The organism is Rothia sp. ND6WE1A, assembly GCF_001683935.1.
GTDB classification, from domain to species: domain Bacteria; phylum Actinomycetota; class Actinomycetes; order Actinomycetales; family Micrococcaceae; genus Rothia; species Rothia amarae.
In genome coordinates, this window is record NZ_LXTU01000027.1 from 20,737 (window position 1) to 32,863 (window position 12,127).

General features: G+C 51.2%; 14 protein-coding genes. 7 read left to right on the forward strand and 7 right to left on the reverse strand.

Annotated features, from left to right (window positions below; translation table 11 throughout):
* Entirely contained in the window at window positions 1–630 is a 630-nt protein-coding gene (locus tag A7E48_RS10730; protein WP_083147158.1) for a DUF3027 domain-containing protein, read from the reverse strand.
* A 107-nt stretch (window positions 631–737) separates the two neighbouring features.
* On the opposite strand from A7E48_RS10730, the gene A7E48_RS02945 reads away from it, so the two are divergent.
* From A7E48_RS02945 to A7E48_RS02960, 4 genes are all read left to right on the forward strand, one after another.
* Window positions 738–974: a hypothetical protein gene (locus A7E48_RS02945; RefSeq protein ID WP_068169217.1), complete on the forward strand. Its 237-nt coding sequence runs from the start codon at window positions 738–740 to the stop codon at window positions 972–974.
* Window positions 975–1,082: 108 nt separating this feature from the next.
* A complete protein-coding gene (locus A7E48_RS02950; protein ID WP_369796753.1) occupies window positions 1,083–1,787 on the forward strand; it encodes a response regulator transcription factor in 705 nt (234 codons plus the stop codon).
* 63 nt (window positions 1,788–1,850) lie between these two features.
* Window positions 1,851–3,332 (forward strand): cell wall metabolism sensor histidine kinase WalK, encoded by a 1,482-nt coding sequence (locus tag A7E48_RS02955; RefSeq protein ID WP_068169221.1) that lies wholly within the window; start codon window positions 1,851–1,853, stop codon window positions 3,330–3,332.
* Between the two features lie 206 nt (window positions 3,333–3,538).
* On the forward strand, window positions 3,539–3,829 hold the full coding sequence (locus A7E48_RS02960; RefSeq protein ID WP_068169223.1) for a WXG100 family type VII secretion target: 291 nt from the start codon (window positions 3,539–3,541) through the stop codon (window positions 3,827–3,829).
* Window positions 3,830–3,876: 47 nt separating this feature from the next.
* On the opposite strand, the gene A7E48_RS02965 is transcribed toward A7E48_RS02960, so the two are convergent.
* The gene (locus A7E48_RS02965) at window positions 3,877–4,782 is read right to left on the reverse strand and encodes an RNase H family protein (RefSeq protein ID WP_068169228.1); all 906 of its coding nucleotides are present in this window, start codon (window positions 4,780–4,782) and stop codon (window positions 3,877–3,879) included.
* 99 nt (window positions 4,783–4,881) lie between these two features.
* Between A7E48_RS02965 and A7E48_RS02970 the strand changes: the two genes are divergently transcribed.
* Window positions 4,882–5,679 carry a 4'-phosphopantetheinyl transferase superfamily protein gene (locus A7E48_RS02970; protein WP_068169232.1) on the forward strand — a complete coding sequence of 266 codons (798 nt, stop codon included), beginning with the start codon at window positions 4,882–4,884 and terminating at the stop codon, window positions 5,677–5,679.
* On the opposite strand, the gene A7E48_RS02975 is transcribed toward A7E48_RS02970, so the two are convergent.
* Window positions 5,676–6,590 carry an isochorismate synthase MenF gene (locus A7E48_RS02975; RefSeq protein WP_233125950.1) on the reverse strand — a complete coding sequence of 305 codons (915 nt, stop codon included), beginning with the start codon at window positions 6,588–6,590 and terminating at the stop codon, window positions 5,676–5,678. The genes A7E48_RS02970 and A7E48_RS02975 overlap by 4 nt on opposite strands.
* A 281-nt stretch (window positions 6,591–6,871) precedes the next feature.
* On the opposite strand from A7E48_RS02975, the gene A7E48_RS02980 reads away from it, so the two are divergent.
* On the forward strand, window positions 6,872–7,369 hold the full coding sequence (locus A7E48_RS02980) for a DinB family protein (RefSeq protein ID WP_068169239.1): 498 nt from the start codon (window positions 6,872–6,874) through the stop codon (window positions 7,367–7,369).
* Between the two features lie 49 nt (window positions 7,370–7,418).
* Here the strand turns inward: A7E48_RS02980 and A7E48_RS02985 are convergent, their stop codons facing one another.
* A complete protein-coding gene (locus A7E48_RS02985; protein WP_068169241.1) occupies window positions 7,419–8,012 on the reverse strand; it encodes a TetR/AcrR family transcriptional regulator in 594 nt (197 codons plus the stop codon).
* A gap of 155 nt (window positions 8,013–8,167) precedes the next feature.
* Between A7E48_RS02985 and A7E48_RS02990 the strand changes: the two genes are divergently transcribed.
* On the forward strand, window positions 8,168–8,812 hold the full coding sequence (locus A7E48_RS02990; protein ID WP_068169244.1) for a GNAT family N-acetyltransferase: 645 nt from the start codon (window positions 8,168–8,170) through the stop codon (window positions 8,810–8,812).
* Here A7E48_RS02990 and rlmC read toward each other — a convergent pair.
* The 3 genes from rlmC to A7E48_RS03005 form a co-directional block, all read right to left on the reverse strand.
* Window positions 8,809–9,951, reverse strand: coding sequence for a 23S rRNA (uracil(747)-C(5))-methyltransferase RlmC (rlmC, locus tag A7E48_RS02995; RefSeq protein WP_068169248.1), 1,143 nt, complete (start codon window positions 9,949–9,951; stop codon window positions 8,809–8,811). The genes A7E48_RS02990 and rlmC overlap by 4 nt on opposite strands.
* 82 nt (window positions 9,952–10,033) lie before the next feature.
* Window positions 10,034–11,164 carry an SGNH/GDSL hydrolase family protein gene (locus A7E48_RS03000; RefSeq protein ID WP_068169250.1) on the reverse strand — a complete coding sequence of 377 codons (1,131 nt, stop codon included), beginning with the start codon at window positions 11,162–11,164 and terminating at the stop codon, window positions 10,034–10,036.
* Window positions 11,165–11,301: 137 nt separating this feature from the next.
* The gene (locus A7E48_RS03005) at window positions 11,302–12,024 is read right to left on the reverse strand and encodes an MFS transporter (RefSeq protein WP_068169255.1); all 723 of its coding nucleotides are present in this window, start codon (window positions 12,022–12,024) and stop codon (window positions 11,302–11,304) included.
* Window positions 12,025–12,127 lie beyond the last annotated feature (103 nt).

Genomic DNA, 12,127 nt, shown 5'->3' on the forward strand with positions numbered 1-12,127 from the left:
CTAGTCGATTTCCTTAGACTCCACGAGGTCTTCTATCTCTTCAGTGATGATAGATTCCTCGTTGGGGTCTTCTTCTACACCCTCTTCAACATCTTCAATTTCGTCTTCTTCGCCCTCGAAATCGCCGTCAAGCTCAGCTTTTTCTGCCGCAGAAATATCTTTCATGCGCTCAGCCCAGGGGACCCAAGCAGGAGCCAACAGGGCATCATCGCCGGGCAGCAAGCCGACCTCGCACACCGTAGCGACTTTCGAGCGCGGCGCCCGAGAGAGAGTGGCAAACCAGAACCATCCGCGATAACCGGGCATAGTGCATTCAAAAAGATGAGTGGTGAGGCGCTCTTCTTCGCCCCTCATATGATGCACCGGACCAATTGCAGCGGAATCAGCGATTTCTTCGATTGCTCGCAGAGCAACATCCTTTGCTTCCGCCAGCTGGGGATCAATTTTCGATGTACGACGACGCTTCATCGGCACACCAAATACGGATTCACCTGCTGAGGCCGAAGCGTTTGCAGAGACAGCAAAAGCAGTTTGCGTACCCGCAGAAGACTCATTCGCAGTGGAAAGCTGACTCTGGGGCATAGTTTCAGTTTCTACAACAGATTCGTTGGTATTTACCGTTTCTGACATATCCCTATTAAAGCGTGAAACAGCAAGCGACGCTAAAACCGTCGGCCTTTTACAGCAAAGAGCACAACTATTCTTGTTCGGAGGATAAAGATTGATAGCTTAAAGGAATGAACGAGAAAACAACTTCGCCCCGCTTTGATGGGCCTGTCTGCGGTCTAGCCATCATAGGTGGTGTACTTGCGGCAATTTCTATCCTCGCCGGCGTCGCTATGTTGCTGATGACCTGGGCACAACTCAATCCGCCTTATGTTTTAACCTGGCTTACTATGATTCTGTTGCCCATCGCTTTTCTTCTGATGCTGACCTCGTTGATTCTTTTAATAGTGCGCCGCAAAACCACCTAACAGTTCAGGCTAAGAGCCTTCCGCTGGCCGCATCCCCTTCAGCTAACTCCAGGATTCTTCAGCTTTTAATTCAGCTAGTACACAGAATAGGTTGGCAAAATATCAGTTGTGAATACTAATCAGCCTGAAGCAAAGTTACTCGTTGTAGACGATGAGCCCAACATCCTCGAACTTCTCGCAACGTCCTTGCGGTTCGCAGGGTTTGAGGTCGTTACCGCAGCTAACGGTCGTGAAGCACTGGAGAAGGCAGAGACAGAAAACCCCGACCTTGCGGTTCTTGATGTCATGATGCCTGACCTCGACGGCTTCACTGTGGTTCGCAAACTCCGTAGCGCAGGTCGTCTCTTTCCCGTTCTCTTCTTGACGGCAAAAGATGACACCGAAGACAAAGTCACCGGTCTCACCGTCGGCGGTGATGACTACGTCACAAAGCCTTTTAGCCTGGACGAGGTAGTAGCCCGTATCCGCGCTGTGCTACGCCGCACCCAGCAGTCCGAGCTGGATGATTCCCGTCTGAGGGTAGGCGATTTGGTGTTGGATGACGACGCCCACGAAGTATTCCGTGGGGACCGCGAAATCGATCTCTCCCCCACCGAATTCAAGCTGTTGCGCTATCTGATGCTTAACCCCAACCGGGTACTTTCCAAAGCACAGATTCTCGATCACGTGTGGGAATACGACTTCAACGGCGATGCTTCCATTGTTGAGTCTTACATCTCTTACCTGCGCCGCAAGATTGATAACATGCCGGATCAGACACCGCTTATCCACACCAAACGCGGTGTGGGTTATCTCTTACGCACCTCAAAGTAAAAAGTTCCTTTCGAACTTCTAGCGACTTTCCGTGAGTTCGGATCACCATATCAATGGAGTAACGTGACCAGGATTCGTCAAAAAATTGGCCAGCTGGGGGCGCTTTCATTGCGCACTCAGCTGGTTCTTTTAACAGCTTTTCTCTTAGCTTTAGCTATTTCTGTAACGTCGTTAGTGGCGATTTCTGCTCTACGCGGGCAAATGGTTCAGCAGTTGGACGAGGAGATGAAGTCCAACGCTCAGATGCTGACCGACTATATGGTCGATGGCAATCAGCTTCCTACCACCGGTCCTCTGATGCGGTTTCAGGCTTATTTACTAGATTCTGACGGCAAAGTAGTCAATTCAATCACCAGTATTTCCAACAACAATGTTGCCCCCAATATCAGTGGTTGGGACGCTGCGAAAGTAGATAAGTATTCCGCCAAGGCGTTCACGGTGGATTCTACGGACAGCACCTCGCAATGGCGCATTATGCCGTTCAATGCTGATGGCACCGACTATTCGGTTATTATTGCCACTCCTCTGAACCAGACCAACGCGGTCGTTGCTCTCGTTGCTATCCTCACCCTCGCTTTTGGTTTGGCGACTCTCTTTGCCTCTATCGCTATGAGTTGGGTGATGGTCACGCGTGCCTTTGAGCCTCTTGCACGAGTGGAGCAGACTGCGGCGCGAATTGCCGCCGGCGATCTCTCTCAGCGCATGGATAAGTACAACCCATACACTGAGATTGGTAGGCTGTCTTCTTCTCTCAATACGATGCTCTCGCATATTGAAAAAGCCTTTGAAGTTCAGAAAAACTCCGAAGTCAAAATGCGCCGTTTTGTAGGCGATGCGTCCCATGAACTCCGCACTCCCCTGGTATCTATTCGCGGTTATTCAGAGCTGTACCGCCAAGGAGCGCTGCAAACTGATGAGGCAGTGGCTACCGCAATGAGCCGTATTGAAGCAGAGTCAAAACGCATGGGTCAGCTGATTGAAGATTTGCTGACCTTAGCGCGAATCGATGAGCGCCGGGAAGCTGAAAACAAGCCTCTCGATTTGCTCAATATAGCCATCGATGCCGCCCAAGACGCGTTCGCCACCGCTCCTGACCGTGAGGTTGTAGTAGTTGGCTTACAAGACGATGAAGAACCAGGCTCGGCACCGATTGTGGGTGATGAGTCGCGCATCCGCCAGGTGATAGCTAATCTCATGACCAATGCCATTCGTTATACCCCCGCTGGAACTCCACTGGAAATTGCGGTGGGTAGCGATGTTTCTGAAAGTGGTCAGCAAATCTCCCGCATTCAGGTTCGCGACCACGGCCCTGGCATTCACGGGGACGAAAAACAAAAAGTGTTTGAACGCTTCTACCGCGCCGACTCATCGCGCACCCGAGAGACAGGCGGAACGGGTCTAGGGCTGTCCATCGTGGCAGGAATCGTGCAGCAACATGAAGGCACAGTTGAGGTATTAGAGACGCCCGGCGGCGGAGCTACGTTCTCCCTGGATTTCCCGTTGCAGACTGAGGTTCCCTCTTCTACCGGTTCGCTTCGCGCCTAAGCTCTTTTCTTCATCTCGGTTTAGAAACCGGGTACCAGAGGTCTGTGGATAACTTTTCTACCCCGGCTTTCTGGGGCGGGTTATCCACAGATTTTTTATTTCTCGGTCACACTCGCCATTTTCTTCTAGCGTAGAAAATATGAACAGCACTTAGCTGTTCACCTTCATATTGATTGCTTCTACGGCCTACTTCAAGGAGAAAACTCATGGCACAGTTCGTTGTCGATTCAGAAATTATTGCGTCCAAGAGCGCTACTGCTCGCGCCCAGGTAGAGAGTATTGCCTCAGAGGTCAATGCACTCACTGCTTCTCTTCAAGATCTTGAAGGTTCGTGGACGGGCGCGGCGTCCGTCAATTTCCAGGGCGTACTGAGTAATTGGCGAGCAACTCAGAGTCAGGTGGAAGAATCAATCGCACAGATCAATCAGGCTCTCTCGCGTGCAGGTGTGAACTACGCAGATACCGAAAGTGCAAACGCTGCAATGTTCGTAGGCTAGCCAAGAGGAGAAGGAGAGACGAGGCGGGTTCTCGTCTCTCCTTTTACCTACCGTGCCGGTGGGATTGCAGTTTCCTGTCGAAATTCCAGGCGCCACTCTCCTCCTGTGCGTTTCCACAGGCTAGTGCGCATCACGTTCGCGCGAGGGGTCTGCACCGTTGAAAGAATATGGGCAGCATCGGGGCCCAAGCTCTGGGTGGCAATAATTTCGGGCTCCTCCACGCTTTGAAAGGCATTGAGACGAAACTGAATAACTGTATCTCGATTAATGATTTTCCCCGCCGGAGTTACCCAGGTGAAGTCTTCGCTAAGGATTCTCCGTACTGTCGATTCATCAGAAAAAACGCCTTCTTCCCAGAGATTTTTTTCTGAGTCAACAGCCGCGGCGCAAGAACTATCTGCCATCGTAGATGGAGCGTTCTCGACAACATGAGATAGAGACGGGGAAACTGCCTCTGATGTTTTCTTCTCCACCGGCTCACCAAGAGTGAACCCGGGTCCCTGCGCCGGAGTTTTGCCGTCTCGATACGCTGTTGCGGCAGCGCGTGCTCGCTCGTCGGCGGCTTCATTCATGGGATGTCCAGCGTGACCTTTGACCCACTCAAAAGTGCACTTTCGTCCTACCAAAGCAGCATCTAACTCTTTGAAGAGATCTAGGTTGAGAACAGGTTTGCCGTCAGCCTTCTTCCACCCTTTTTTCTTCCATCCGTGCCTCCATTTGGTCAGTGAGTCAATGGTGTACTTCGAATCGCAGAGGATTTTCAAGGGGCGGTCGGCAACGTGGTCGGTGGATTTGAGCAGTTCTAGCACAGCCTTTAGCTCGCCCATGTTGTTCGTTCCGTATTTCCACCCGCCTGCTCCCCAGCATTCGTCGTTGACATACCATGCCCACCCTGCAGGACCTGGGTTGCCCAGGGCAGAGCCGTCTGCAGCAGCGATAATTTCGGAAGTCATTATTAACCTACTTTAAAGTGTTTGCGCTGAGATCGGCAAAGTGCTCAGCGAAAGATTTCTATCAGTGATTCAGAGGTGAGAGCCGATACTATAACAACTATGAGTTCTGATTCAGCTACTACGGCCCACCTCTTTGCGGTTCCCACCAGCATACTGCGTTCAGGGCACGGGATTACTTGGCTTTCGTATGTAGGGTTAGCTGAACAGATGCAAGCAGCCGAATTCCGTCAAGCAGATGATGCGTTACATTTTGCAGCACAGCACTCGCTGATGAGAGTTATTGCCGCTACAGCTTTAGGTGTGCGCCCTACGCAAGCGGCAGAAATTCCCGTTCACCGCTCGTGCCTTTTGTGTACGGCAGATGGAGAACACGGAAAGCCTCGTATAGAGGGTATTAATTTTAATATGGCGCGCACTCCCGGTCTAGCGGTGGGGGTTTTCATCGCTGAAGATATGGCGCTCGAAGACGCCACCCAATTGGGAGTGGACGTCGAGCGGTTGCGCGGTAGTTTTTTTGATACTTACGATCGGATTTCGCTCACTCAAGAGGAAACGGCAGCACTTAAAGGGGAGCCTCAAGAAACCGCGCAGATGATTCGGTTGATGCTCTGGACCGGCAAGCAAGCGGTACTCAAAGCAGTCGGCGCAGGTTTACCGGCAGGCTTAAACAGTGTGCGCTGTTCCATGGACGATTTTCCCCGTTCGATAGATGAAGTCTCGGGTTTCACTACTACGGCTGTTTTTCAGCGGGGCGAAGCAGAAAACAAGCTATTTTATCTCACCTGGTTGGTACAGGGAGAATATTTTATTGCAGTGGCTTTGGACCGTCCCCAGCCTGTATCTCTCCACGCAGTTACTACCCCTGTGGAAATAAAGCGAGTGTTAGAACCTCGTTAGAGAGCGATGGCGGTGGTATCGATTCCTAGTGCTTTGCCAAAAGAGCCAAGCTTGTTAGCGGTTTCAGCATGCTCACTTTCAGGTGTTGACCCCTTAACGATTCCTGCTCCAGCAAAAAGCGTAGCCTGAGTTTCGCTGACTTCGGCGCATCGAAGTACAAGTGCCCATTCGCCGTTGCCCTGCGCGTCCATCCAGCCCACCAGGCCACCGAAGAAACCGCGATTGAAATTTTCTAGTTGCTGGATGAGGTCGAGAGCAGACTCTGTTGGAAATCCGCAAATTGCCGGGGTGGGGTGGATAGCGCGTGCCCCGTCCAAGGAGCTCATGCCCGGGCGTAATTTTCCCCAAATTTTAGTTCCCAAGTGCCACAATTGCGGGGTAGCCATCAGCGAAGGAACGGCAGGTACGTGAAGTTCTTCGGTGAGAGATTCTAGCCGGTGACGGATATCGTCGACCACCGTAGCGTGCTCTGCCCGGTCTTTAGCGGAACGGAGAAGTGCCTCCCCGAGCTGAGCGTCATCAGTGCTTCCTGCAAGGGCAGTGCGGGAGACTGTGCCCGCGAGAGGGTGAGTTGTGAATGCCCCGTCTTCGCTGTGAAAGACAAGCTCGGGGGAAGCCCCCATAAGGTAGCGATCGCTCCCGGGGAGCTTAGCGGAGAAAACGAATGCGCGGGGCTGCTGAGCTAGAAGATTAGTGTAAACCGTCTCGGGGTCCAGTGTTTGCCCCTCATACTTAGCATGTAGTAAGCGGGCTAGCACTACTTTGTCCAATTCACCGTCGTTGAGCTTTTGGACGGCGGTTGCCACCGCCTGTCTGTAGCCGGGGTTATCTATACCCTCCAGCAAAGAGGGCTGAGGCAACTTATGCACGGGGCGCTGGGGCGTAGGTGTTTTCTCCCACCGTTCTGGCACCACGAGGTAAGGCTGTGCCTGCGGGTCGAAAGGTACAAGCCCGACGACGCCGGTTCCTTGACGTTGCGCGACCTCTAAGGCGTTCTCTTCGCGTACGCGAAAAAGCTCACCGGAGACGGTGAGCGTACGGCCGTTTCGAGTAAATAGAAACTCAGAGAAGTCGGGGGTGTGCAGGATCTTCTTCTTTCGTCAACGCTAGGTTCAAAGCGTTATTTTACTCTTGAATTATTCTTGCTCAAAGATAAAGTGAAAGTATCTCTACTTACATCAAGGAGAAAACAGTGAATCTAGCAGATTTATTAGCCGATGCTATCTCCCGTCCTACAGCAGCAATTACCCGCGCGTTAGAAGGTCTCTCAGCCGAACAGTTGAATGCGCACCCCGCAGGGCACGATAATTCGATTGCATGGCTGGTTTGGCATATTGGCAGAGAGATTGATGTGCAGGTAGAGCATCTTGGGGGTCAGGAAGTCTGGAAAACCCAGGGGTTCCGCGAACGCTTTAACCTCGGTGAGATCGGTGATTCAGTGGGCTACGGCCATAGCTCCGAAGAGGCCCGTTCGCTCGTCATTGAAGATAAAGAGCTACTGGTGGAGTACGTCAAGGCGGCCGAAGCTGCTTACGTAGATTATGTAAGCAGTCTTTCGCCCGAAGATTTGGATGAGGTCATTGATACTCGCTGGGATCCGCCGGTAACCCGCGGTGCGCGGCTGGTATCCATGATTGACGACGCTGCCCAGCACGCAGGTCAGGTAGCCTACGCTGCCGGGCAGCTGTAAATCGTTCGTTGTTTTTGTTGAGCGTTGCTCACTACGATTTCATTCTTATTTAGACGAAGAGGCTAAACATGAAGCGGTCGTAGTGGGCATCGATCTTGGCAAGGGTGGATCCGATTTTCTCGGGGGACTCCCGGTAATCGTCTTCTGCCCAGGCGCTGATAACTGCCAGGCAACCTTGGATGTGGTATTTGGCGAGGAACTTAATGTTTTCTTCTGTTTTAAGGTTCTTAACTTCTTGCCAGAAGATATCGAGGTACATCTCTTCAACGATTTCGCCCAGCTTTTGGTAGAAGACGCGTGCGTTAGCTTCCACTAAAAACATGCGAAGAACTTCTTTATTTTCATAGACAAAAGCAATGAGTTTTCCGAAGATTTCATCGGAATTCATATTTTTGCCTAGAACTGGATCGGGAGCGAAAATTTGCTCTATTTCGTAAAAAGTATTTTCTTGGATCTGTTCAAAAAGTTCGTCGATGTCGGTGTAATGAGAGTAAAAAGTGGCTCGGTGAATATCCGCTTTTTCCGCAAGTTCACTGACTGTGATGGATGAAAGATTTTTTTCTCGCATTATTTCCGCGAGGGCTAGATACAAAGCATTCTGTGTTTTTCGAACACGGCGATCCGCATGATTGCGAGCTCTCAAAGAGTTCTCCCTTGCTAACTATTTAAGGGACATATTACCCCTTTTCTGTTGCTTATTCCACGGGCTCAACCGCAAATGTTTATTGCATTAATGAAACAAATTTTTCTACTCTGACTAGTAGATACCTTTTATTCATCTTATTCCGAGAAAACTTTATGAACAGCATCACACCCGATACTCGCCTCGATATCGCCCAACTCATTTATCAAACTCACATGAGTAAAGTACATCATCTGTGGCTACATTCCTCGGATTCACAAGCATGTGTAGCCCTTATCGCAGAAGGAATCAGCGAAGATAATCTTCTTCTGGTAACTCGACAAGGAAAACTCGTTGGCGTAGCGCTCTTTGAGACCCAGGATTTCCCCCACGCCTTGAACTTCACTTTCCGGTTTTTTACTCGACATTTTGGCGTCTTTTCAAGTTTCCGAAAATGGCTTGCTTTTATTTGCTACAAAAGAGTGGAGATTAAGCTGACACCGGAGACATTCCACATTGAGGCACTCGTCGTCTCCCCAGATTTTCAGGGGCAGGGCATTGGCAGTCAAATGGTTCGCGACGCCTCGCAACTAGCGGGTGAGCTAGGAAAGACTCAGTTGGTCGTCGAGTTACCCGAGCACTACCAGAAGATGCTGGCTTTCTACCACCAACTTGGTTTTGTCACCAAGAGCAAAGAAAAAGTTAAATGGCCGATTCTGAGCCGCTTCGCTCGTCGGGCAGATGCGTCCTCCTACTACGTTCTCGAAAAAGACCTACTCAAAGATGATCCGGTCTGTAGAAACGCAGTGCCTTCTTCCTAACGGGGCTCTACGTCGCGCTGAAGTAGCGTAATAACCTCATAATGAGAGGTCTGGGGAAACATATCTAAGACCCTCGCCGCGCGCAAACAGTAAGAAGGCATACGCTCCATGTCACGAGCAAGGGAGCGGGCGTTGCAGCTGGAATAAATGACCGTTTGGATGGAGGAACTTTCAATCCAGTCGGTCAACTCCTTACCGATGCCCCTCCTCGGCGGATTCACAACGAGGACGTCGGGGTAGTCGTCTCTGGTACTGAGAGCGAATGCCGTGGCGTCCTCAGCATGAAAATTAATAGTACGTATGCCAAGATCCTGGGCGGTTCGCCGTCCGCTCTCAATAGCCTCCGCGCTCAGTTCTACTCCGGTGACCTGAGCAGTTGATGCGAGCGCAGCATGTAGCCCAAATCCGCCCACGCCACAGTAAAGATCCCACACGCTTGCAGGTCGAACTTCCTCAATCCATTCTTGTCCCTGCTGATAGAGGGCATTGGCAATCGCCGTATTGGTCTGAAAGAAACTTTGCGGACGAAGGTGGAGGGTGAGCTGATCTAGCTGCATGGGCAAAGTCTGCTGCTCCGTCAGAATAATCTCTTCGGCTCCTTCAACCAGCGCCACAGGATCACGGAGAAGATTCACAGTCACTACTTTGAGCCCTGCAATTTCCTGTTGAAGCCACGGAATTTCAGCACGGATGGCCACGAGTAACTTTTTGGAACGTACCACAAAGCGAATCATGGACTCACCGGAGGATGACACTGTGACCAGTATATTTTTTAGCTCACCTTTGCGGGTGGCAATGTTGTAAGGCGTTAGTTTCGCCCGCGTAATAAGTTCTCGTAAGACCGGCATCATGGCAGAAATCGTTGGGTCATATAGACCGCAACCCGAGAGGTCAATGCCCTGACCGTCCCGTGTCACGATACCTAAGGTGGGATTGAGCACACTTCCTGCAATCACAATTTTTGCTTTATTTCGAAATTTGCTCTCCTCCGACGATTGAGGAGTCAACCAGTTTACTGAGTCATCTGGATGAAGAAGCGCGCGGGCGTCGTCGTCTTTTGCCTGAAGCTGCTGGCCGTAGGGCACGCCCATAGCTGAACAGGAGCGGCACAGGTGGGCATCAAAATAAGAGCATTGCATAGCGCACCCCATCCTACCCGAAAGGGGTGGGGACGACGGCGCCGTGCAATGCTCTTCAAGCCAGATATGGAACCGCTATTTATTACTGTCCGATAGCGTGACGAATTGCCCACTTCATCTGGTAAGAGACTTTCTGTGCACCCGTTTCGTTCAAAATGTTGCTATCACTCTGCATATAAGGCTTGAGGTTATAACGAGTAACCCAGCCACTGGTATCTACGAAGCTTGCGCCCTCTTCAGTAACTGCCTGCTTCATCTGAGCATTGAAAGTGTTAATCTCTGTCTCATCGTCAGCGGTCAGTACACCGTGGAAGACGATATGAGAATTAGGGTAAACCTGGTGTAGCTGCTGCGCCACAAATCGTGCGTTCTCCAGCGTATCTTCCCGGTCTGCTTTGCTAGTTGCATCCAGCTGAGTAGTTTCCACATTCACAACCCAAGGGGTTCCTTCAGGAAGCGCAATCAGATGTTTTTCCATCAAAGACGCCAGATTATTGAATGAAGGGAAAGATGCCAGAGAAGTCTCAATATATCCCGCGTCGTGAGGTTCGTATCCTGCGTCTTTGAGACCCGTAGAGACTAAATCTGCGTGGCTGGAGAACGGACCATCAATAGTAATTGAGTCAGACCAGCTGAGACCCTTACCTGAAAAATTCTCAGCATAGTCCATCACGCGGTTCTTGACAGGATCGAATCGAAGATAGAACCGGTGATCATTCATACCGTTATCAAAAACAGTAGTGATTCCAGAGCCTGGATGAGCGGGGTCTTTCGACAAATCCATGCGGTACTCAACGGGAAGGCCAATGCGGAAAATCTCGCGGCTAAAATCACTGTTCTGGGGATTGGTCCAGAATTCATAGACTTCATCGCTCATCGGATGTACCGCACCGGTGTCCATGGAGTACACCAGCCAGCCCTTTTCAAAGTGCTGGGTGAACAGATAAGTGCTCAGGCGATAAACGTTCGTTACGCCGGGTTCCTGTGCAGTACCCGCACCGTCTGCTTTACCCATGCCGTTTTCTTCAGCGAACTTTTTCAGGGCAACGCAGGACTGATCTGTCTGGTGCTCAGCTTTTGGCCCATTAATGATGCAGGTATCAGAGACAGGATCGCCAGTAGTACCTGTGGTAGTTGCGTATGCGGGTACCGAAGCTCCAACCAGTGCCAAAGTTGCAGCACCACCTAAAAGGGAGCGGAATGAGTTTTTCAAGATTGTCTCCAGTTGTAGATAAGCGAAATGTGAGGTGCGATTACATGAAAGTGTAACCGTATCGAGATAATTCAAAACCCGTTTCGCCTAGCAAACCCCAAGAAGTAGTCTAAAGTTCTGAAAAAATTGAGGGTGAGTCAGCGATCGGCGGAAGTGGGACCCGTTTTGGCGTAGCGAGCGGACTTTTCTACCCCCGAGATTCCGATCAGAACACAGCAGAACCAGATGGCTCCCGCAGGCCCTAAAGGTGCTGCTACAGCACCGGCAATAAGCGGAATACAGACCTGCCCCAAACGATTTCCAGTGAGTCGCACCGCCAGCGCAGGCGAACGCCAGCTGACCGGCACCTCTTTGATAATCATGGTCATGGTTAGCGGCTGGGCGATTCCTACAAAGAAACCACCGACCACCATAGATAGAACAGAAATCCAGAGATTCTCTAAGGTCAATGGAACCAGCGCAATCACGATGGCGCTCACCAGTAACGACGCACGCACCGGCCAGAGCATGAGCGGTATAGAAATCAGTGCAAACGCCGCGCCCACCCACAGCGAAATATTAATAAGGTGCATTCGCTCGTCGCCGCTGCTGTTGCCTAGAATCAGCCCGCCCAAAAGCGGCCCCAGGAGCTGACCGGCGGAAATTCCCGCAGTCTGCCACCCAAACCCTTTGTCCAGCGTCGCGTCAGTAGAGTACCGAGGCACCGAAGCTTGCGAGGCAATCACAAATATAAGATGCCCAAAACCTAATAAGACACTGGCTAGTCCCACACCGATAATGCTGGGCGCCAGCGCCATGACAGCTGCGCCTGCGCATACAGCGCCGTTTGCAAAAGAAACGCAAAAGTCACCAGAGTCCATAACCAGGCTTGCGGTCTAGATGGTGTTGCACTCGATTGCACCGGTACGTTACCCCCATAAAATTTGCGCAATATTCCGGCTTTGAGTGTACACCCGGCTATAG

Excerpts from the sequence above, each read along its gene's own strand:
- rlmC (WP_068169248.1), bottom strand. The coding sequence starts at position 9,951 with ATGCAATGCTCTTATTTTGATGCCCACCTGTGCCGCTCCTGTTCAGCT.
- A7E48_RS03005 (WP_068169255.1), bottom strand. The coding sequence starts at position 12,024 with ATGGACTCTGGTGACTTTTGCGTTTCTTTTGCAAACGGCGCTGTATGC.
- A7E48_RS02960 (WP_068169223.1), top strand. The coding sequence starts at position 3,539 with ATGGCACAGTTCGTTGTCGATTCAGAAATTATTGCGTCCAAGAGCGCT.
- A7E48_RS02970 (WP_068169232.1), top strand. The coding sequence starts at position 4,882 with ATGAGTTCTGATTCAGCTACTACGGCCCACCTCTTTGCGGTTCCCACC.
- A7E48_RS02945 (WP_068169217.1), top strand. The coding sequence starts at position 738 with ATGAACGAGAAAACAACTTCGCCCCGCTTTGATGGGCCTGTCTGCGGT.
- A7E48_RS02990 (WP_068169244.1), top strand. The coding sequence starts at position 8,168 with ATGAACAGCATCACACCCGATACTCGCCTCGATATCGCCCAACTCATT.
- A7E48_RS10730 (WP_083147158.1), bottom strand. The coding sequence starts at position 630 with ATGTCAGAAACGGTAAATACCAACGAATCTGTTGTAGAAACTGAAACT.
- A7E48_RS02965 (WP_068169228.1), bottom strand. The coding sequence starts at position 4,782 with ATGACTTCCGAAATTATCGCTGCTGCAGACGGCTCTGCCCTGGGCAAC.